Consider the following 20318-nt stretch of genomic DNA (forward strand, 5'->3'; position numbering starts at 1 on the left):
GGTGCCGCCGAGTTGACGGATCCGCGACCTCAGGGTCTGGGTAGCTAGGGCTGGGTATTTGCGGGAGGGAGGGAGCGGGAGGGAGGGAGCGAGAGCGGGGAGGGAAAGCGAGCCTCGCCGCGCGGCTACTGCAGCGCCGAAGTCAAGCGCATCACGTTATCAACATAGCGGCGGATAAAGCCGCGCTCGTTCCATTCCTCCAAAGTCAGCTCGTGGCTCACAGCGCGATAGTTCGACGCCAACTGGTTGAAATCCTCGAGCAAGTTGCCCTTGGCCACGAGCATGGTGGACTCGTAATTCAGGCCGAAGGAGCGCATGTCCATGTTTGAGGAGCCGAACATGCATAGCGGGTCGCGGCCGGGCTGGTCAGGGTCCGCAATGATGAACTTCGAGTGCAGTACGAAAGGTTCCGGGAACTGGAAGATGCGCACGCCCGCCTCCAAAAGTGTCTGGTAATAGGAGGACTGCGCGTGGTTGACCATAAACTGGTCCGCTTTCGCCGAGACATAAAGCTCCACGTCAACGTCGCGATAGCACGCGGTGGTGACCGCCTCGAGCAAGGACTCGTCCGGTACGAAGTAAGGCGAGACCATCACCAAGCGGTCTTTAGCGTGGTGCACCAAAGAGTTGAACATTCGCAGGTTCGGCTCCGTGGTGTAACCAGGACCAGACGGGATGAGCTGGAGGAAGTTGGAGTCGTCGGTGAGTGCGTCGTCGTAAGGCAACGGCTCCAGCGAGAGCGCCTCTTCCGATTCCAGGTACCAGTCCACCGCAAAGACCGCGGACAATGAAGTCACCACCGGCCCCGTGAGTTCCACCATGTAGTCCACCCAATAGCGATTCTTGGATTTATAGCTGCGCTTGATCATGTTCATCGATCCGATGAAGCCAGTGTGGCCATCAACCACCACGAGCTTGCGGTGATTGCGCAGGTCGGGGCGGCGGAAGCGGAACTTGTGCAGCTGCAGCGGCAGCATCAAGTGCCACTCGACGCCGATTTCCGTCAGCTTCTTGCCAAAGCCCCAGTAGCCCTTGTACTTGAAGCTGCCAATCTGGTCTAGGAGCAGCTTGACCTCCACGCCGCGGGCGCGGGCGCGCTTGAGCGCCTGGTAGAACACGTCGGTGACCTCGTCCCAAGACTGGATGTAAATCTCGATGTAGACGTACTTTTCCGCCTTATCCACCGCCCTAGAAATAGCCGCGATGGCTTCTGCATAATCGCTGTAAATGCCCTTGTTGTGTCCAATGAGCGCCGGGAAACCCGTCAGGTTGCGGTTGAGAGTAATCAGAGACTCGACCTCTGGGGAGAGCCGGCCGCGCGGATGGTTAGGAGTATTCGCGGTGACGTCTTCCAGCAGGTCATTGGCTTCTTGCTGGATGCGGTGCCGGCGCCTGTTGATATAAGGCGAGCCCATGAGCAGGAACAGCGGAAGGCCTACGAGCGGCAGCAACAAAATAGCCAGCAGCCACGCCGTGGAGCTGGAAGGGCGGCGGCCTTCAGGGACGAAACCGATGGCGACGATCTTGATGCCGTAATCGAGGATCAAGAAAAACAGCTGCCAGAATGACAGATCGATGTTCAGCGCCAAGTTCATGCCTGAGGAGTGCTCCTAACGCACGGAGTCGAAGTCGGGGAGGTCGTAGTCGGCCAAGAGCAAGCAGTGGTCCGAGGTCTTATCCCCGGCTCGCTCAACCATGTCTACCTGTGCGGACTGCACCGTGGCCGCCAAGGACCGCGACGCCAGTTGGAAGTCGATGCGCATACCCTCGTTCTTTTGGAAGCGCAGCGACTTGTAGTCGAAGTAGGTCCAGCGCTGCTCCTCAGTAAAGCGTCGTGTCACTTCCTCCAGGCCGGCCTCCTCGAGCATCTGGAATGCCGCGCGCTCCGGCTCGGTGACGTGAGTCTTACCGCGGAAGGCCTCGATGTCCCACACGTCTTCGTCGCGTGGGGCGATGTTGAAGTCGCCCGTAAGCAGCAGCTTCGACTGTGCGCGGGACTCCGCGTAGCGAGCCAGCGCGTAGAGGAATTGCAGCTTGTAGGCGTAGTGGCGGTCGGTGATTTCGCGGCCATTGGGCACATACAGTGACCAGATTTCCACCCCGCGAATGCGCGCACCCACCGCACGCGCCTCGAGATTCTGTGGCTTTTCTGGGTCTTTGGCAAAGCCCGGCTGGCCGGGAAAGGAGGTAAAGACCTCCTCCGGCTCCGACTTGGACACGATGGCCACGCCGTTCCACTGGTTCAGGCCATGGTGAGTTACGTGATAGCCCGCGGCCTCGAAGTCCATGACGGGGAACTTATCGTCGGCAACCTTGGTCTCCTGCAGGCACAACACGTCGATGTCGTGTTTCGCCAGCAGGTCCACCGCGCGCTGGACGCGGGTGCGGACCGAGTTGATGTTCCAAGTGGCTATGCGCATGGACTACAGGTTACCGCCTTTGCGCATGGCGTACCTATGTCGATGCTGTTCAATGAATCCGAGCTTGCCGTACATGGCCACGCCCGCGCTATTCGACGCCACCACCTGCAGGTATGCCTTTTCCGCGCCGTTGTCTTTGCCCCAGCCCAACATGTGGGAACCGAGGACGGTGCCGAGGCCGCGGCGTCGCCAAGCAGCAGCGACTTCGACGGCAGAGAATCCTAACCACACCGTACCGTCGCCAGACTCGGTGAGGGTGCCGCGGGTGATCGCGATGGTCTCGCCGCTCGGGGCGAGTAGGCGGCCAAATCCCATGGTGCCGTCGATGCGGCTGCGCAGATACTCCAGCGCCTCAGGCGGCAGAGCCCGGCCGCGGAAGTGGTAGAGGTCGAGCCACTCTTGGTCTGGCTGTGCGTCCACGCGGAAAGTGATGCCCTCTGGAAGTGGGGCGCCAGCTACCTCTCCCTCGAGTAGTCGCACCATGACGATGACCTCGGGCTCTAGCTCCCAGTTTTCTGGGGACGCTGCGATGACGCGCTCGGCAGGCTTGCCGATTCGCGCGGGAATAGCCAGGCGAGTGGGGAGATCGTGGCGGGCGTAGAACTCATCGATCTCGTCCATCGGAACCGGGGTGAAGCCCGCCGAGGGACCCAGTGGAACCGCGGAATTGGAGCGGCCAGTCACGCCGTCACCCGCGCGCATGAGCCACTGCCCATCCTTGGTCCACGTGTGTTCCTTTCCGGGGAACGCTGCGGCGGTGGCCACCTCGACGGCCCGGATGTCGGAGTTGCGGACCATGCGCGGGGACAGGCGTTTGATGATCTTCAGTTCCTCCGCCGGGATCTCCACCGCTTCCAGCGAGGAGGGATAGCCGCCCACTTCTTGGGGGCGGATGACCAGTGGATCGAGGGAGAGGACGTGGCCGATGACGTCGGTGTGCATGCCGTCGATTTCGCGCCGGGCGACGACGCGCTCGCCGACCTCGACGGCGTCAGAACGGAAGATGTAGCTCATGTCGATTAAGAGTGCGGCCTATTTACGCGCCGTGGCCGAAGGGATCTTCGTCCTCGCCCGGCATCCAGGTCCAGCCGGCCTCGGTCCACCCGTTGCGCTTGATGATCTTCTTGGCCTGGCGCTTGAAACGGCCGGTGAGCACGTCGGTGTAGACGAAACCGTCGAGGTGGCCGGTCTCGTGCTGGAGCATACGGGCGAAGAAGCCGTAGCCCTCGATGGAGATGTCATTACCGTGTTCATCCTTGCCGGTGACGCGTGCCCAGTCGGCGCGGCCGGTGGGGAAACCCTCGCCCGGCACGGAGAGGCAGCCCTCGTCCTCGGAGCCGTCGTCGGCAGGCATGCCCTCAGGAATCTCGGAGGTTTCCAAAACCGGGTTGATAACGCAGCCCTTGCGCATGCCGGCCTTGTCGGCCGGCAGCTCGGTACCTTCGGGGCCGTCGGTGTCAGGGCAGTGGTAGACGAAGAGGCGCTTGTTGATGCCTACCTGGTTGGCAGCGAGGCCGACGCCGTGGGCGACGTCCATGGTCTCGTACATGTCCGCGATGAGCTCCTGGAGCTCCGGGGAATCGATGGGCTCAGTGACCGGTTCAGTGGGATTGTGGAGAACCGGGTCGCCGTGGATAACGATGGGGCGAATAGTCATGCCCTACAGTTTAGGCATGCACTCCTTGTCAGACCTAGACGCCGCCATCTTGGAGTTCGAATCCCACGCGCCGCGCGGTATCGGACCCAAGGAGGAGGCCATCCGCACCCAGCTGGATATCTCACCGGTGCGCTATCACCAGCGCTTGAACGTGCTTCTCGACGCCCCCGCTGCCGCCGAGGCCTATCCGGTGCTGGTGGCGCGCTTGCGGCGGGTGCGTGACCAGCGCGAAGAGGTGCGGCGCGCCGCAAGGGGGAATGCCCCAGATCTCGACAGCTAGACGCTAGAGTTACTGTTGTGACTAATGTGAATTCAGATAACTCGGCAGAATCCACCCCTACTGATGCCTCGACCGATGCATCTTCTGGTGCATCGACCGGCGCTGCTGCCGGCGGAGCAAGCGGCCTGCCACTGCGCGGCCTTGCGATGGTGCTCATCGCCGTTGCAGTCATGCTCGGCATGTGGGGTCTGTACAAGTTGACCTCCGAGGACTCTAGCGATACCGCGTCTCAAACTGGTGCCTCTGAGGCCGCCACGCTTCCAGCTCCAGCAGAAGGCGAGCCGGGCGCACAGGGCGGAAAACCTGGATCCGCGGCTCAGCAGGCTCCGGGCGAGTCTGCGCAGGCTTCCGACCCAGCCGCCGCAGGTGCGGCGGGCGAGGGGGAAAACGCAGCAGATCGAGATGGCTACGATGGAGCCCAGGGCGAGGCTGCTAAGCGCGCGCCCAAAGATATTCCGGTCAACGTCTTTAACAACTCGGGCCGCGCGGGCTATGCAGATGAGGAATCCACCAAGCTCAAGGACCGCGGCTTCAAGGTGGGCGAGGTGGGCAACCTGCCTGGCGACGTCCTCACCGTCCCGCAGACCATGGTCTTCTACCCAGCCGGTGACAAAGACGCAGAGGCACTGGCTCGCCAGACTGCAGCCGAGTTTTATGGCGCTACTGCCGTCCCAGAAGGCGCTGTTGCAGAATACCCAGCTGAGCTAGGTGAAAACTACACCAAGGGCAACGCGGTTGTAGCTGTCCTGGCAATTCCGCAGGCCTAGTGCAGCAGGAATAAGTGCAGCAATATAAATTTAAATGCCCAGTATGGTGACTGTGAAAGTTAGACTGAACGGGTGAATACTCCGGAAGAGTCCTTCGCCCGTTCTGCTGAACCCACACTGGGCGTTGAGTGGGAAGTCGCCCTCGTCGACCCCACCACGTGGGATCTCGTGCCCCGTGGCGCTGAACTGATTGAACGCGTCCACGCCGCTGCGCCTGAGATTCACTTGGAGAAGGAATTCCTCCAAAACACCGTTGAGCTCGTCACCGGCATCTGCCACACGGTTCCAGAAGCCGTGGCTGACCTTGCTCACAAGCTTTCCCACGTCCGAGCCGCCGCCGATGAGATGGGCGTTAAGTTGTGGGCTTCGGGTGGACACCCCTTCACTGATTTTCGTGAAAACCCCGTCTCCGCTAAGGAGAGCTATTCCGAAATCATCAACCGCACCCAGTACTGGGGCAAGCAGATGCTGTTGTGGGGCACCCATGTCCACGTAGGAATTCGCCACGAGGATCGCGTCTGGCCCATCATCAACGCATTGATGACCAAGTACCCGCACCTGCTGGCAATTTCGGCGTGCTCCCCGGCTTGGGAGGGCCTTGACACCGGATACGCCTCCAACCGCACGATGCTCTATCAGCAGCTGCCCACCGCTGGCATGCCGTACCAGTTCCAAAGCTGGGAAGAATGGCAGTCCTACATGCGGGACCAGGCCATCTCGGGAGTGATTAACCACACCGGCTCGATGCATTTCGACATCCGCCCGGCTTCCAAGTGGGGCACCGTCGAGGTGCGCATTTCCGACGCCTCCTCCAATCTGCGCGAGCTCTCCGCCGTGGCGGCACTGACTCACTGCTTGGTTGTTCACTACGACCGCATGATTGATCGCGGCGAGGAGTTGCCAATTCTGCAGCCGTGGCACGTGGCGGAGAATAAATGGCGCGGCGCGCGCTATGGCATGGATGCCTTGGTGGTTACGTCGCGCGAGACGGATGAGCGCTGGATTAAGGATGAACTGGCAGACCTCGTGGAGGAGCTAACTCCGCTGGCCCGCGAGCTGGGCTGCGCCGAGGAGCTGGCCCTTATCCACGAAATTATCGATGATGGCGCAGGCTATGAGCGTCAGCGTGCCTTGTACGAAGAGACCGGCAGCTGGCAAAAGGTAGTCGAGGCGACCTGCCAGGAGATGCTGGACCGCCAGCCGTTGGAGCGCAATTAGCGCCCTTCAACGCGGGAGGCGGCGCTTCGGCGCGCAAGCTACTTGACGCGAACGGTAGGGATCCTGGTCGTAGGCGCAGCGTCTAGTTCGGTGGTGTGCTTTTGTGGCATGAAACCCCAAATTGCGTACACCGCGATGTAGAGGAAGCAAGCTAGTGGCCACACCAGGGAGGCCAATGGCTGGAAGGTTTCCAATGCGTCGAGGGTGCGCGAGGAGCCCCCTAGCCAGACCGGTGCGGCCACGAAAGGCAGTTCCACGATAAGCAGAGCCAGGAAGGACGCTACCGCGGCTAGTTGTGCGCCCCAGACTGTGCGCAGGCGCGTTCCGATGGCCTCGTTGACCGCCAGCATTACCCAAATGCCGAAGGGCACAACCCACACGAAGTGGTGGTACCAGGAGAAGGGCGAAACCAAGCAAGCGCTCAAGCCGGTTAGAGCAAAGGCTGCGGTGCTGTTCTTTCGAATCCACGCCGTACGCAGTGCCAACATGGTCACCATGACAATGATGACCACGCCCAGCAGCCACAGCGCGGTATCGTCTTCGCCGGTGAGACGGGCGAGGACAGAACGCAGGGACTTAGCGCCTGGGGCATCGATTTCCCCGATACGGTTGGAGTTGAAAACCTTGTCCGTCCAGAAATCCTTTGCGTCGGGGACGAAGGCAACACCGATGCCGATAGTGACTGCGAAAGCGGCAATGGAGCCAATGGCCGCCCACCAGCGCTTCTGGAAGAGCAACGCGAGGCCCATGTAAGCCGGGGTGAGCTTCATGCCAGCGGCAATACCAATGCCGATTCCGGGCAGGCGGAGCTTGGTGGGGAGGAGGAAATCCAGGGACACCAAGAACATCAGCAGGATATTGATCTGTCCGTAGTAGAAGGTGCCGTTGATTGGTTCGGCAGCAAGACTGCTAACCAGCAGCGCAATTCCCACCAGCCAGGTCAGCGGCCCGAGCCGATAGTCACGCTCGCGAATGACAAGCATGATGACAATGAAGAGGGCGATTCCCGTGACCCATTGCCAAATCACCATGAGATCGTGGTCACTGAAATCAGCCATCCATTCGAAAAACCAGCCAGCAAACGGCGGGTAGGTGAAGGGAAACTCATGGATATAGGGGGCGTCGTAAAGCTGGCCTCCCGCTTTCAAATCCTTGCCCGCCATTTGGTAAATCTTCAAGTCGAACGGGATCTTGCCAAAGAAAGCGCGGTCGCGGCCGGGATAAATGCTGAAGCGGTAAATTACCAAAGCCGTAAATGCCAGTAAAAGAGTCAACAGTGTGGGCATACCGTAGAGCTTCTTGCCCTGTTTTCTCTTCATTCTGTGCATTAGCTTCTATGAATCCTTTTTCCGACGCATTGAACGAGTCGCTGGCTTGTCGTTGCGAGACATATTTTCAGCGGTACCGTACAGGCCTTCACGTCGTGCAATTCGTGAGGTGCGCTGTGCAGTCACCGGGCTGGTGATCATTGCAAAGAGTACCAGTAACAATAAAATCCCTAAATCGCCACGCTCAGTCACGCTGAAGGAATCGGAGCCTGTGACGCGGAAAAACGCACCGAGAATAGTGAGAATCAAGCCGGTGGTTTGGGGCTTCGAAATGGCGTGCACGCGTGACATTGTGTCCGGGAAACGCGCCACGCCGATCGCTGCGGCGAGGACGAGCAAGGAGCCGATGAGAATCAAGACAATCGAGATGACGTCAGCGAAAAGGTGATAGCTCATTGCGGGTCCCTCTTTCTAAACCTGGTGACCGAAACAGTGGAGATGAAGCCCAGCAGAGCCACCACTAGCATCGCTGAGACCACCGTTGTGTTGAGCGTCCAGCAAATATAAGTGGCCAGCGCGCACTGGAACATGGCCACGAGGCCATCCATACCCACCAGGCGATCCAGCGAGTTGGGGCCCACGATGATGCGCCAGACAGTGATCAAGAACGCCACTACCAAAAGCCCTGCCGCAATGGTGAGCAAAATGCCATAAAGCTGCGGATCCATCAGGGGTGGCTCCTTTCAAAAATCTCAATCATGGATGCTTCGAGCTGTGCCACGTTGGCAACCTCCTTTTCGATCTCGGCTTCCGACGCCGCGTCCAGAATGTGGATAGTCAGCATGCGGTTCGCGATATCGATGTCGGTGACGGTTCCACCCGGCTGCAGGTTGTACAGGCTCACCGCGAGGGAGAGGATGAACTCGCTGTCGAGGCGCATCGGCAATTCCAGAATCGCCGTCTTGGGCGGTTCCTGGGGGCGCACCGCCAACCAGCCCACCTTCAGGGAAGCGTGGAAAAGGTCCCACGTCCAATGCAGCATGAAAAGGACGAGCTTGCCCCACGAGACTTTCACCCCGGAAATCGGCATCTTTGGAAGTGGTAGCGCTAAGACCACGAAGAGGCCTACCAACAAGCCACCCACGAGGTTGGCCACGGTGACCTCGCCCATGAGCAGGCACCACATGACGGTGATCCAAGCTATGAACCACGGGCGGAAGCGGTGGCGAATGCCAGAAAATTTCATCGCTGCCCCTCCTTCTTTTCTGGTGCGCCGGTGGGTGCGGCGGGAGCCACGGAATCGACGCCGGGCTGCGGCTGCTCAATGGGGGAGCGGCGCTGCTCGAAGGAGTCAGCGTCGTTTTTGTATCGATCCTTCTGGATCAGGGTTCGGGAAGGATTATCAGCGTTGTCGCCCAGCACCGCATAGCGGTAGATGGTGTCATCCTGCGCAGACTCGGCCGCGCGGCTGGTCACACCGGAAATGGGGCCGGCTAGGAAAGTAATTGATACTGACGCCAGCACCAACAGGGAGGTGGAAGCCAGCATGCCGAAAGGCACCTTGCCCACGTCCTGGCGCTCTTCGAGCTCGATGACATCCGTGACGTCGGAAAGCGGCGAAGGGTGCGCCAATGCCATGTTGCCTTCTGGGGCATCGGCGCGGTCGCGCAAGAATCCCTTAGCCCACACCAGAACCATGACGTAGAGCGTGAGCAGCGAGGTCAGGACCGCGCCGCCAATCAGGACCCAGGCCTGCCATGAGCCCTCGTTCGCGCCGGCCTGCAGCAAGATGACCTTGCCGAGGAAGCCGGAAAATGGCGGGATGCCGCCCAGGTTCATGGCCGGGATGAAGTACAAAATTGCGATGAGCGGGGCGCTGTAAATCAGCGAGCCCAAGCGGCGCAGGGAGGAGGTACCCGCCTGACGCTCGATGAGGCCCACCACCAGGAAGAGCGCGGTCTGGACCAGAATGTGGTGTACCGCGTAGAAGATGGCGCCGGACAGACCCTGTGCGGTGCCGAGGGACACCCCAAAGATCATGTAGCCGATGTGGCTCACCAGCGTAAATGACAAAAGTCGTTTGATGTCAGACTGCGCCATCGCACCTAAGATACCCACGAGCATCGTGGCCAGCGCTACCCACATGAGCAACTGATCAAGGCCGCCGCCGGTAAAGATGGAGGTGCGTGCACGAATGATGGCGTAGACGCCGACCTTGGTGAGCAAGCCCGCAAAGACTGCCGTGACCAGGGAAGGCGCGGTGGGGTAGGAGTCCGGCAGCCAGGCATCCAGCGGGAAGATAGCGGCCTTGATGCCGAAGGCGATGAGCAGCACCGAGAAGATCGCCGTACGGGTGCCCTCCGGGATGTTCTCCATGCGCATGCCGATTTGCGCCATGTTCATGGTGCCCACTGCCGCGTAGACATATGCGAGGGCGAGCACGAAGATGAGAGAGGAGGCCATCGAGACCATAACGTAGCCCACGCCGGCGCGCACGCGGGCGGGCGAGGCGCCCAGCGTGAGCAGAACATAGGAGGCCACGAGGAAGATCTCGAATCCCACATACAGGTTGAACAGATCACCGGCCAAGAAGGAGACGTTCACGCCCATGGTCAGCAGCATGTACGTCGGCAGGAAGACGGCGACGGGCTCGTCCTTGGAACCGTCGCGAATACCCTGCGAGATGGCGTACCACATCACTGAGAACAAGACCACGGACGAGGTAAAGAGCATCACCGTGGAGAGACGATCGGCCACCAGCGTGATGCCTACGGGTGCGTCCCAGCCGCCGACTTGCAGGGTCTGAATGCCCGCGGTGTCGGCGATCAAGATCAGCAGCGCATTGACCGCTGCCAGCAAAAGCAAAGAGAAGAATGCGATCTGGCGCTGGGCGCCGGGGAAGCGGGCGCACAGCATCGACAAGGCTGCGGCGAGCGCCGGGATGACCACGGGCATGGGGATGAGGAAGCCCGTATAAGGAAGCAGGAAGCTAACCAGCGGAAGCAGGGTCTCAGTCATCGTTTGCCTCCTTTACGGGTTCCTCGAAGAAGGCTGGGCCAAAGGCGTCGCCTTCCTTAGTGGCGCGGCCGGTGGCTGGGTCGTTGGACGCGTCATGATCAGGGGCCGCGGCGGCGTTGCCCGGGCGGGCGGCCAGGGCCGCGATTGCGGTATCTTCCGCGTCGTCCTCAATGACGTCGGCGGTGCGGTAGCGGTACTGGCGGTAGGCCAGGGTCAGGATAAATCCTGTCAGCGCCATGGAGATCACGATGGCTGTCAGGATCATGCCTTGGGCCAGTGGGTCCGCGATGTTCTCACCGTATTGGGCGGTCTCGCGGCCGTCGATAGGCGGCGATCCCGCCTGCCCACCAGCCTGCAGAAGCAGCAGGTTGGCGCCATTGCCCAGCAGCAGGATGCCAAGCAGCATCTTGGTCATGGCGCGGTCAAGCATGAGATACACGCCAGAGCCGCACAGCACGCCTGCGGCGAGGAGAAGGAACAGATTGGCTTCCATTCTTAGCTCTCCTTTCCGGTGGTGTGGGCTTGCGTTGTGCTTGGAGTATCGGGTTGCGCTGCGCTTGACGACGCCCGCGTGGCGCCCGCCGCGTTCTTCTCACGGGAGGAGGCTCGTTCTTTCTGGCGGCGCGCGAGCGAGCGGGCACGGTCACGGGCACGCTGTTTACGCATCTCCTCTTCCTCGTCAAGCTTGCCGCCGAGCGAGTTGAGGATGTACAAGGTCAGGCCCACCACGATGAGGTAGACACCCGCGTCGAAGACCAACGCGGAGGGCAGCGAGACATCGCCTATGAGCGGCACCGCCACCTTGGTGTAGCCGGTGGTCAAAGGCGGGTGGTTGAAAGCCAGCGGCACAACCACCGAGCCCACCGAGATGAGCAATCCGGTGCCCATGGTGCGCCCGCCGTCGATGGGTAGCGCCTCCTCGAGCTCAGCGCGGCCACCTGCCAGGTAACGCAGGATAAGAGCCAGCGCCGCGACCAAGCCGCCGGCGAAGCCGCCGCCGGGTGCATTGTGGCCGGAGAAGTAGAAGTACAGCGAGAGCGCGATCATCGAGGGGAAGAGCAGGCGCGTGGCGACATCCACCATGAGGGAGCGGTTGAGGGCCTGTTCTGATTCCACGCCTGCCGCCAGCCAGCGGCGCCCAGTGACCTGCAGGGTGGGGCGGCGCGAGTCGCGGGTGAAGGACTGGGTGCGATAAATCAGCGATGCGATACCCGTGGCGGCGATAACCAACACGGTGATCTCACCGAAGGTATCCCAGGCGCGCAGGTCCACCAACAGTACGTTCACGGTGTTGGCGCCGTGGCCGATTTCTTTGGCCAGTTCCGGCATGAACTCGGAAATGGGGTTGGAGCGGCGGGCATTGATAGCAAACATTCCCACGAGCGTCACGGTAAGGCCCACGCCAACCGCGAGCCAGGCGCGCAGGCGACCCATCTTGGGGTCCTGCTTCCACTCGGTATTAGCCGGCATGCGGCGCAGAACCAGCATGAACAAGACCATGATGATGGTCTCCACGAGCAACTGGGTCAGGGCTAAGTCAGGTGCGCCATGCAGCGCAAAGAGGAAGGACAGTGCGTAGCCGGTGACGCCAACGATGATGACGCCAGACAGCCTATTGTCCGTCACGGTGGCAGCGACAGCACAGACGATGATGATGAGCGCAGCAACGATCTGCCACGGGTTTTCCGCCACGATCATGCGTACGTTGGTGAGGTCGCCGCGGATGAGCATGATGACCGGCAGCACCATGAGGGTGGCGAAGATGATCGACATGTTCATCTGCAGGGAGCCGCGCTGCGTGGAAGCGGTGGTGTGCAGCGAGAGCTGACGCAGGCTGTTGATGACGGTGTCGTAGGCCTGGTCTGCTGAGCCCAAAGCCGGGTACTGGAACTGCCACTTGGCCAGTTCTGCGCGCTGCCAGTGGAGGATGATACCGGCCACGACGATGACTACGGAGATGCCCAGCGGTACTGTCCAGCCGTGCCACAGAGCGAGGTAGGTGTGCTCGTCAGCGCCGAAGATGTTGTTGAGGTGCTGGTTGATGCCGAGGGAAAGCGGCTGTGGATTGACGCCGAAGAAGATGGTCAGGGCCGTGAGGCCCGCAGGCGGAATCCACAACAGCGGGGAGAGCGCATGCATGTCGGCCACGGCGTCGGAAGTGCCGCGGCTTTGGCCCGCAGCGTCTTTCTTCGTGGCGAAGGCGCCCCACAGGAAGCGCAGCGCGTAGGCCATGGTCAGCATGGAGCCCACGACGACGCCCACCAAGAGCATGTTGCGTGGCATGCCAACGAGCAGCTCCTCGTGAAGGATGGTTTCAAGCGTGGCTTCCTTGGCCACAAAGCCCAGCAGGGGAGGGATGCCCGCCATGGACAGTGCCGGGATGATGGCAAGCAGGTATAGGCCGGGCTTTGCCTTGCCGAGGCCAGAGAGCTTGTCGATGTCGCGCGTTCCCGACGCATGGTCGATGGCACCAACGATCATAAACAGCGCAGCCTTGAACAGGGAATGCGCAAAGGTCAGCGCGAGGCCTGCCTGCAATGCCTCGCGTGAGCCAATGGCCACGATGGCGGTGATGAAGCCCAACTGCGAGACGGTGCCATAAGCCAAGATGAGCTTGAGGTCGCGCTGCTTGAGGGCCATCCAACCGCCCAACAGCATCGTTAAGGTGCCAAGCGGCAGCACGACGAGATGCCAGGTGGCCACCTCGTGGAACTCCGGTGCCAAGCGCGCAACCAGGTAGATACCGGCCTTCACCATCGCAGCGGAGTGCAGGTAGGCAGAGACCGGCGTCGGCGCGGCCATGGCGCCGGGCAGCCAGAAGTGCGCGGGGGCGATGGCGGATTTACTCAGTGCGCCGGCCAAGATGAACACGATGGCAATCGTGATGTACGGGGTCTGGGCGAGGCGGTCGAAATCCTCGATCTCACTAAACGTCCACGTGCCCGTTTGGCGGCCGAGCAGGATGATGCCCATGAGCATGGCGAGGCCGCCCAGGGTGGTGACCATGAGCGCCTGCTGCGCGGCGCGACGCGAGGAGGCGCGTTCGCCGTAGTAGCTCACCAGGAGGTAGGACAACAGGGAGGTCACTTCCCAGAACACGTACATCATCAGGAAGCTATCGGAGATGACCAGCCCATACATCGCGGTGGCAAAGCAGACCATCTGGGAGCCAAACATGGCCAGCCGCCGGGGAGTCTGGTCGAAGTAACCCCAGCAATAGAGCAGAACCAAAGCGCCGACGCCCAAAATGATGAGGCTAAAGAGGGCAGAGAGCGCGTCCATGCGCAGATCGACGTTGAGGTTCGCGTCCGGCATCCACTCCATGGTGTAGCGCAGCGTGGCACCGTCACGGAAGGCGCCGGTGGTGAGTTGTTTGAGGACCCAGAAAAAGCCCGCGCCGGGGACAATAGCGAGTGCGCCAAAAGCAGGACGGCCAACAAAAAATATGAGGAAGGGCGCGATGATGGTGGCCAGCACCAAGGCACTCAAGACAGCTATCACAGCTAGGCTCAGGTCTCCTTCTCGTTCGGAGCCGCACGAACACAGTGGCGCACGTGTGACATGTATTCAAATTCAAGCATGCGCCGATGAACTCATCGCGGGCCGAAGCAGAGGCATCTGGCCGGTTAATGAACCACTTTGAAAGGAACCTAGGAAGGTGCCACTGGCAGCGTCAGCGCCCCCTTTTCTCACCGCATTGACGCCGCGGGTGCAAGGGTGGATGTATGGAAGTCATGCTCCAAGCATTCACCGCAAGCGTTGAAAATTGGAGAAAACAGGTTTGGGGACGCATCACGAATGGCGCAGCCAATACTGGCGACTATACCTGCCGACTTTCTAAAAGTCACAGATTTTTAAGGAGGCAGTTATATATGGGGCTAGTTTGGCAGCACACAGGGGCACGCCGTCATGGCGTACCCCTGAATAAAAGTACCTTTTGCTCTCTTAACTTGCTCTCTTAACTGATCTGGCAGGTTGGTTTTAGGCGAAGCGCTGGAGGAAGTAAGCCTCGGCAGTAGCAATCTTTTCGATCTCCGTTGGATCCACAGACTCGTTGGCGGAGTGGATGGTGGCCTTCGGATCCTCAACGCCGAAGAGTGCGATCTCGGCATTCGGGTGCTTCTCCTGCAGCTCCACGGTCAGTGGGATGGAACCGCCCATGCCCTGGGAGATGGTTTCTGTGCCGTAGGCTTCGGCGAGGCACTCGCCGAGCAGCGTTGCGGCTGGCTTTTCCGGATCAGTTTCAAAGCCGCGGTTAGCCTCGAGGATCTCGACCTTGATGTGCGCGCCCCACGGCACGTGCTTCTTCAGGTGCTCGGCCACGGCCTCCGCGGTAGAGCGGGGGTCCATGGTGGCTGGGGTGCGCAGGTTGAGGTTTGCAGCAGCGGTAGCCGGAACTGCGTTGACGGCCTCGGCAACCGGGGTGGAGGTGAAGCCGGTAACGGTAATTGCCGGGCGAGCCCAGATCATGTCGGCGATCTCGGTGGCGCCTGCCGGATCCTGGGAACCCATGATCTCGGTGCCGTCGAGCATCTGTGCATCGGAACGGAAGTCCTCCGGAGCGTAGGCACTGGTCTGGCCTTCCGCCAGCGGCCAGGAGCCTGCGCAGTCGACGCCATCGATAACCGTGCGACCATGCTCGTCGCTGAGAGAATCGAGTGCGCGCATGAGTGCCTTGACGGCGTCGGGAGCTGCGCCGCCAAACTGACCGGAGTGCACGCCCGCCTCGAGGGTGTCAACCTGCACGTAGATCTGCGCGCCGCCGCGCAGGGAGGTGGTCAGGGTAGGCAGGCCGGCCTTGGCATTGCCGGCGTCGGCGATGAGGATGGCGTCGGCAGCAAACAGCTCCGGGCGCTCCTCGATGAGGGCGGACAGGCCCTCGCCGCCGCGCTCCTCGGAGCCTTCGATGAGGAAGGTGAGGTTGAGGTCGGTGCCACCGTTGGCGTCGATCGCGCGCAGGGCAGCCAAGTGCATTGCGACGTTGCCCTTGCAGTCCGCTGCGCCGCGGCCGTACCAACGCACCTCGCCGGAGGCGGATGGGCGCTCGGTTAGGGTCAGCGGATCGGACTCCCACGGTTCACGCGGGCCGACGGGGACAACATCGTAGTGGGAGTAGAGCAGCACGGTCTTGGCGCCCTCTTTGCCCGCGCGCTTGCCGACGAGCGCGGTGGAGCCGTCAGCAGTAGGAATGGCCTCGACGTCGACGCCTGCTTCGGTCAATGCGGAGCGGACCCATGCGGCGGCCTTGGCGCACTCTTCTTCCAGACCTGGCTCATTGTGAACGGAGTTGAAGGAGACGAGCTCCTTGAGCTGAGCGAAGATGCGCTCGCGGTCGGCGGTGATGAATTCAGAAATAGTAGTCATGCTCACTAACATACCTGCCGCGTAGGAATGCCCGAACGTTTGAGTTTTCTGCCCGTGTGGACTAGGGTTTATGAGTACTTAATTACAGAATCTAAATAGATTTCTCACTAGAAGGAATTCGGCATGGCACACAACGCCGCCCCCGCCTCGTCCTCGCCCGCTTCTGCTGGTCCAGCACTGCGCGAGCTCACACTGCGTGGCATTCTCATCGGTGGACTGATCACACTGGTATTCACCGCTGCCAACGTCTACCTCGGCCTCAAAGTCGGCCTGACTTTTGCTACCTCGATTCCGGCAGCCGTCATCTCCATGGCCGTGCTGCGCAGGTTCGCTGGTCACAACATCAAAGAGAACAACATCGTGCAGACCATTGCGTCTGCCGCTGGCACCCTCTCTGCCATCATCTTCGTCCTGCCGGGCTTGGTCATGGTGGGTTATTGGAAGGGCTTTAGCTTCTGGGAGACTGCTGCGGTCTGCGCCATCGGTGGCGTACTCGGCGTGATGTACTCCATCCCGCTGCGCCGTGCCTTGGTGACGGGCTCCGACCTGCCTTACCCGGAGGGCGTCGCCGCCGCGGAGGTGCTCAAGGTCGGCGCCGACAACGGCGCTTCCGCAGCCGCCCATGAAGAAAACGCCAAGGGCCTGCGCGTCATCCTCGTTGGCGGCATCATCTCCGCAGCGATGGCTCTGCTTGCCGCGATGAAAGCCGTGGCCTCGTCAGTGTCTACCTACTTCAAGCTGGGCTCCGGTGCCACCACCCTGGGCACCTCGCTGTCCATGGCGCTCATCGGTGTGGGTCACCTGGTTGGCCTGTCCGTGGGTATCGCAATGCTCGTGGGCGTTGTCATCTCCTTCTTCATCCTGTTGCCGATGCACACTGCCGGCGATATCGGCGGGCTCGATGCCACCGCGCTTGCCGATACCGTCGACTCCGTATTCTCTGGTGAGATTCGCTTCATCGGCGTGGGCGCCATGGCTATCGCCGCCATCTGGACGCTCCTCAAGATCACCGGCCCAATCGTCAAGGGCATCTCCGAGTCCCTGGCCTCTTCCCGCCAGCGCAAAGCCGGCCAAAACGTGGACGTGGCTGAGCGCGACATCCCATTCCCTTATGTCCTAGGCACCATCGTCATTTTGATGGTCCCGATTGCGCTGCTGCTGTGGGACTTTATCTCGGGCACTGATATCCACGAGCACATGGGCGTGCTCATTACGGTCTCCGTCCTGTTCACCCTGTTGGTGGGCCTCATCGTGGCCTCTGTGTGTGGCTACATGGCGGGCCTTATCGGTGCGTCGAACTCGCCGATTTCCTCCGTGGGCATCATTGCTGTGCTCGCGGCCTCGCTGCTTATCGCCGCTGTTACCCGCGGTACCTCTGCGGAGCCGCTTTCGCTCGTGGCCTACACCTTGTTCACCGCGGCGATTGTCTTTGGCATCGCCACGATTTCCAACGACAACTTGCAGGATCTCAAGACCGGCCAGCTCGTCGGCGCGACCCCGTGGAAGCAGCAGGTGGCACTCATCATCGGTGTGCTGTTTGGCTCTGTGGCCATCCCGCCGATTCTGCAGGTCATGCTCACCGGCTTTGGCTTCCAGGGCATGGAAGGCGCTGGCGAGGATGCCCTCGCTGCGCCGCAGGCTGCGCTTATGTCGTCAGTGGCTTCTGGCATCTTTGATAGCTCGCTGGATTGGAACCTTATCTTTACCGGTGCGGCTATCGGCGCTGTGCTCATCGTCATCGACGAGGTCTTGCGCAAGACCACTAGCAAGTACTCGCTGTCTCCGCTGGCTGTTGGCATGGGCATGTACCTGCCGGCCTCGCTGACCATCATCATCCCGATCGGCGCCATCTTGGGCTACTTCTATGACAAGTGGGCCGCCAAGCAATCCAACCCTGACTTCTCTAAGCGCATGGGCACCCTGCTGGCAACCGGCCTCATTGTTGGTGAGTCCCTGTTCGGCGTGGTCAATGCCGCCATCATCGCCGCCTCCGGCGGGGAGTCCCCGCTGGAGATTTTCGAAGGTGGCACCGTCTCCAACGTCCTGGGCATCATCTTGTTCGTGGTGGGCATCGGCTTTGCTTACCGCTGGACCAAGTCAAAGGTCACCAAGAGCTAGCGCTTTCCGGCGCTGCCTACGCCCTCGCCGTTCTTTTTCACACCCGCGCCGTTTCACACCCGCGCCTTTTTACACCCGCGCCGTTTACCGGCGCGGGTGTTCGCTTATAGCGTGCCGGGCAGCTCGTGTCCTACCTTGCACTCGTAGTAGGGGAGTGCCAGAATGGTCGCTAGCACTCCCATAGGGCAAGTGCCAGAAAACCCCATCTATGTGGTTGAGGCTGGTCCACACTCACCAGCCGTGCCGTCGCGGGCGTCCGTATAGATACAGACGTGAGTGTCGTCCTAAACAAAACTAAGGAGCACAAACACAATGGCAAAGATTATTGCCTTCGATGAAGAGGCACGTCGCGGCCTTGAGCGTGGTCTGAACACGCTGGCCGACGCAGTTAAGGTCACCCTCGGCCCTAAGGGCCGCAACGTCGTCCTGGAGAAGTCCTGGGGCGCCCCGACCATTACTAACGATGGTGTCTCCATCGCTCGCGAGATCGAGCTGGAAGATCCTTACGAGAAGATCGGCGCTGAGCTGGTTAAGGAAGTCGCCAAGAAGACTGACGACGTTGCCGGTGACGGCACTACCACCGCTACCGTTCTCGCACAGGCACTGGTTCGTGAGGGCCTGCGCAACGTAGCCGCTGGTTCTAACCCCATGGGCATCAAGCGCGGTATCGAGTCCGCAACCAAGGCTGTTGTTGACTCTCTGCTCTCCTCCGCGAAGGAGATTGAGACCCAGGAAGAAATCGCAACCACCGCGGGCATCTCCGCGGCTGACCCGGCAATCGGTGCCAAGATTGCTGAGGCTATGTACACCGTGGGCAACGGATCCGTGAACAAGGATTCCGTTATCACCGTTGAAGAGTCCAACACCTTTGGCGTGGACCTCGAGGTTACTGAGGGTATGCGCTTCGACAAGGGCTACATCTCCGGTTACTTCGCAACCGACATGGAGCGCCAGGAGGCAGTCCTCGAGGATCCGTACATCCTGCTCGTTTCCTCCAAGATCTCCAACATCAAGGACCTCGTTCCGCTGCTGGAGAAGGTCATGCAGACCGGCAAGCCGCTGCTGATCATCGCCGAGGACGTTGAGGGCGAAGCACTGTCCACCCTCGTCGTGAACAAGATCCGTGGCACCTTCAAGTCCGTTGCTGTTAAGGCTCCGGGCTTCGGTGACCGCCGCAAAGCTACCCTGCAGGATATGGCTATTCTGACCGGCGGCCAGGTCATCTCCGAAGAGGTTGGTCTTTCCCTCGAGACCGCTGAGATTGAGTACCTCGGCCAGGCGCGCAAGGTTGTTGTCACCAAGGATGACACCACCATCGTCCAGGGTGCTGGCAACCAGGAGCAGATCGACGGCCGCATCAAGCAGATCCGCGCTGAGATTGAGAACTCCGATTCTGATTACGACCGTGAGAAGCTGCAGGAGCGCCTGGCCAAGCTGGCTGGCGGCGTTGCTGTCCTGAAGGTCGGCGCTGCAACTGAGGTTGAGCTCAAGGAGCGCAAGCACCGCATTGAGGACGCAGTCCGCAACGCAAAGGCTGCCGTTGAAGAGGGCATCGTTGCCGGTGGTGGCGTCGCCCTCCTGCAGGCTGCTTCCGCTCTTGATGCGCTGGATAACCTCACCGGCGACGAAGCAACCGGTGTGAAGATCGTTCGTGAGGCACTGTCTGCACCGCTGAAGCAGATTGCTCACAACGCTGGCCTGGAGCCGGGCGTTGTTGCTGACAAGGTTGCATCCCTGCCTGCTGGCCAGGGTCTGAATGCTGCAACCGGCGAGTACGTTGACCTGATGTCTGCTGGCATCAATGACCCGGTCAAGGTCACCCGCTCCGCACTGCAGAACGCTGCTTCCATCGCAGCGCTGTTCCTGACCACTGAGGCTGTTGTCGCTGACAAGCCGCAGCCGGCTGGCGCTGGTGCTGGCATGCCAGATGCTGATGCTATGGGCGGTATGGGCTTCTAATAGTCAGTAGACGCACCGCTTAGTAATAAGGCGCGCTGATGCCCCGTGAGGGGCGTTGGCGCGCTTTTGTCATGCTGTAAGCACCATGGGAAGGTCGGCGGGCAAAAGGGGTCAGGGGGCGCCTGGAGCTACTTTCCGATGTTTCATCGCGCGTGTCGCTACCAACCTTTTGACAAAAGTGTGCGGGGCGCGGCAGACGCCGCTAAATCGAGACGTGTACGGCTGGGTGACGGTCGCCGTGGGGGCGCC

17 protein-coding genes are annotated in these 20318 nt (G+C 61.0%); 5 read left to right on the plus strand and 12 right to left on the minus strand.

Annotated elements, in window-relative coordinates; all coding sequences use genetic code 11:
• Positions 1-125 precede the first annotated feature (125 nt).
• From cls to HMPREF0308_RS06270, 4 genes are read right to left on the minus strand one after another with little or no spacing between them, the layout of a single operon-like run.
• Positions 126-1595, minus strand: a complete 1470-nt coding sequence (gene cls, locus HMPREF0308_RS06255; RefSeq protein WP_005529805.1) for a cardiolipin synthase — start codon at positions 1593-1595, stop codon at positions 126-128.
• 15 nt (positions 1596-1610) lie between these two features.
• Positions 1611-2420 (minus strand): exodeoxyribonuclease III, encoded by an 810-nt coding sequence (locus HMPREF0308_RS06260; protein WP_005529807.1) that lies wholly within the window; start codon positions 2418-2420, stop codon positions 1611-1613.
• A gap of 3 nt (positions 2421-2423) precedes the next feature.
• Positions 2424-3434, minus strand: a complete 1011-nt coding sequence (locus HMPREF0308_RS06265; protein WP_005529809.1) for an N-acetylglutamate synthase, CG3035 family — start codon at positions 3432-3434, stop codon at positions 2424-2426.
• Between the two features lie 22 nt (positions 3435-3456).
• Positions 3457-4077: a peptide deformylase gene (locus HMPREF0308_RS06270; protein WP_005529811.1), complete on the minus strand. Its 621-nt coding sequence runs from the start codon at positions 4075-4077 to the stop codon at positions 3457-3459.
• Between HMPREF0308_RS06270 and HMPREF0308_RS06275 the strand changes: the two genes are divergently transcribed.
• The 3 genes from HMPREF0308_RS06275 (at position 4076) to HMPREF0308_RS06285 (ending at position 6342) form a co-directional block, all read left to right on the plus strand.
• Positions 4076-4357 (plus strand): DUF3263 domain-containing protein, encoded by a 282-nt coding sequence (locus HMPREF0308_RS06275; protein WP_005529813.1) that lies wholly within the window; start codon positions 4076-4078, stop codon positions 4355-4357. The genes HMPREF0308_RS06270 and HMPREF0308_RS06275 overlap by 2 nt on opposite strands.
• A 17-nt stretch (positions 4358-4374) precedes the next feature.
• Complete coding sequence (locus tag HMPREF0308_RS06280) at positions 4375-5124, plus strand: LytR C-terminal domain-containing protein (protein ID WP_050765420.1); 750 nt, start codon at positions 4375-4377, stop codon at positions 5122-5124.
• A 72-nt stretch (positions 5125-5196) separates the two neighbouring features.
• A complete protein-coding gene (locus tag HMPREF0308_RS06285) occupies positions 5197-6342 on the plus strand; it encodes a glutamate--cysteine ligase (protein WP_005529817.1) in 1146 nt (381 codons plus the stop codon).
• A gap of 38 nt (positions 6343-6380) precedes the next feature.
• On the opposite strand, the gene HMPREF0308_RS06290 is transcribed toward HMPREF0308_RS06285, so the two are convergent.
• From HMPREF0308_RS06290 to HMPREF0308_RS06325, 8 genes are all read right to left on the minus strand, one after another.
• Positions 6381-7661, minus strand: coding sequence for a glycosyltransferase 87 family protein (locus HMPREF0308_RS06290; protein ID WP_115340907.1), 1281 nt, complete (start codon positions 7659-7661; stop codon positions 6381-6383).
• A gap of 15 nt (positions 7662-7676) precedes the next feature.
• Entirely contained in the window at positions 7677-8066 is a 390-nt protein-coding gene (locus tag HMPREF0308_RS06295) for a monovalent cation/H(+) antiporter subunit G (RefSeq protein WP_005529821.1), read from the minus strand.
• Positions 8063-8338, minus strand: coding sequence for a monovalent cation/H+ antiporter complex subunit F (locus HMPREF0308_RS06300; RefSeq protein ID WP_005529823.1), 276 nt, complete (start codon positions 8336-8338; stop codon positions 8063-8065). The genes HMPREF0308_RS06295 and HMPREF0308_RS06300 overlap by 4 nt, the downstream gene beginning before the upstream one ends.
• Positions 8338-8856, minus strand: coding sequence for a Na+/H+ antiporter subunit E (locus tag HMPREF0308_RS06305; RefSeq protein WP_005529825.1), 519 nt, complete (start codon positions 8854-8856; stop codon positions 8338-8340). The genes HMPREF0308_RS06300 and HMPREF0308_RS06305 overlap by 1 nt, the downstream gene beginning before the upstream one ends.
• Positions 8853-10628: a Na+/H+ antiporter subunit D gene (locus HMPREF0308_RS06310; RefSeq protein ID WP_005529827.1), complete on the minus strand. Its 1776-nt coding sequence runs from the start codon at positions 10626-10628 to the stop codon at positions 8853-8855. Before HMPREF0308_RS06310 ends, HMPREF0308_RS06305 begins: the two co-directional genes overlap by 4 nt.
• Positions 10621-11121, minus strand: coding sequence for a Na(+)/H(+) antiporter subunit C (locus HMPREF0308_RS06315; protein ID WP_005529829.1), 501 nt, complete (start codon positions 11119-11121; stop codon positions 10621-10623). Before HMPREF0308_RS06315 ends, HMPREF0308_RS06310 begins: the two co-directional genes overlap by 8 nt.
• Before the next feature lie 2 nt (positions 11122-11123).
• Entirely contained in the window at positions 11124-14129 is a 3006-nt protein-coding gene (locus HMPREF0308_RS06320; protein WP_005529831.1) for a Na+/H+ antiporter subunit A, read from the minus strand.
• A gap of 480 nt (positions 14130-14609) precedes the next feature.
• Complete coding sequence (locus tag HMPREF0308_RS06325) at positions 14610-15992, minus strand: dipeptidase (protein WP_034657097.1); 1383 nt, start codon at positions 15990-15992, stop codon at positions 14610-14612.
• Positions 15993-16115: 123 nt separating this feature from the next.
• Here HMPREF0308_RS06325 and HMPREF0308_RS06330 point away from each other — a divergent pair, with 123 nt between their 5' ends.
• Together HMPREF0308_RS06330 and groL are read left to right on the plus strand one after the other, a co-directional pair.
• Positions 16116-18110 carry an OPT family oligopeptide transporter gene (locus tag HMPREF0308_RS06330; RefSeq protein WP_005529834.1) on the plus strand — a complete coding sequence of 665 codons (1995 nt, stop codon included), beginning with the start codon at positions 16116-16118 and terminating at the stop codon, positions 18108-18110.
• 312 nt (positions 18111-18422) lie between these two features.
• Positions 18423-20069, plus strand: a complete 1647-nt coding sequence (groL, locus tag HMPREF0308_RS06335) for a chaperonin GroEL (protein WP_005529836.1) — start codon at positions 18423-18425, stop codon at positions 20067-20069.
• Positions 20070-20318 lie beyond the last annotated feature (249 nt).

It is taken from the genome of Corynebacterium striatum ATCC 6940 (genome assembly GCF_000159135.1).
Lineage (GTDB): Bacteria > Actinomycetota > Actinomycetes > Mycobacteriales > Mycobacteriaceae > Corynebacterium > Corynebacterium striatum.

Bases quoted from the DNA above. Each gene is read 5' to 3' on its own strand.
- cls (WP_005529805.1), bottom strand. From the start codon at position 1,595: ATGAACTTGGCGCTGAACATCGATCTGTCATTCTGGCAGCTGTTTTTC.
- HMPREF0308_RS06260 (WP_005529807.1), bottom strand. From the start codon at position 2,420: ATGCGCATAGCCACTTGGAACATCAACTCGGTCCGCACCCGCGTCCAG.
- HMPREF0308_RS06265 (WP_005529809.1), bottom strand. From the start codon at position 3,434: ATGAGCTACATCTTCCGTTCTGACGCCGTCGAGGTCGGCGAGCGCGTC.
- HMPREF0308_RS06275 (WP_005529813.1), top strand. From the start codon at position 4,076: ATGCCCTACAGTTTAGGCATGCACTCCTTGTCAGACCTAGACGCCGCC.
- HMPREF0308_RS06270 (WP_005529811.1), bottom strand. From the start codon at position 4,077: ATGACTATTCGCCCCATCGTTATCCACGGCGACCCGGTTCTCCACAAT.
- HMPREF0308_RS06290 (WP_115340907.1), bottom strand. From the start codon at position 7,661: ATGAAGAGAAAACAGGGCAAGAAGCTCTACGGTATGCCCACACTGTTG.
- HMPREF0308_RS06295 (WP_005529821.1), bottom strand. From the start codon at position 8,066: ATGAGCTATCACCTTTTCGCTGACGTCATCTCGATTGTCTTGATTCTC.
- HMPREF0308_RS06300 (WP_005529823.1), bottom strand. From the start codon at position 8,338: ATGGATCCGCAGCTTTATGGCATTTTGCTCACCATTGCGGCAGGGCTT.
- HMPREF0308_RS06305 (WP_005529825.1), bottom strand. From the start codon at position 8,856: ATGAAATTTTCTGGCATTCGCCACCGCTTCCGCCCGTGGTTCATAGCT.
- HMPREF0308_RS06310 (WP_005529827.1), bottom strand. From the start codon at position 10,628: ATGACTGAGACCCTGCTTCCGCTGGTTAGCTTCCTGCTTCCTTATACG.
- HMPREF0308_RS06315 (WP_005529829.1), bottom strand. From the start codon at position 11,121: ATGGAAGCCAATCTGTTCCTTCTCCTCGCCGCAGGCGTGCTGTGCGGC.
- HMPREF0308_RS06325 (WP_034657097.1), bottom strand. From the start codon at position 15,992: ATGACTACTATTTCTGAATTCATCACCGCCGACCGCGAGCGCATCTTC.
- HMPREF0308_RS06330 (WP_005529834.1), top strand. From the start codon at position 16,116: ATGGCACACAACGCCGCCCCCGCCTCGTCCTCGCCCGCTTCTGCTGGT.
- groL (WP_005529836.1), top strand. From the start codon at position 18,423: ATGGCAAAGATTATTGCCTTCGATGAAGAGGCACGTCGCGGCCTTGAG.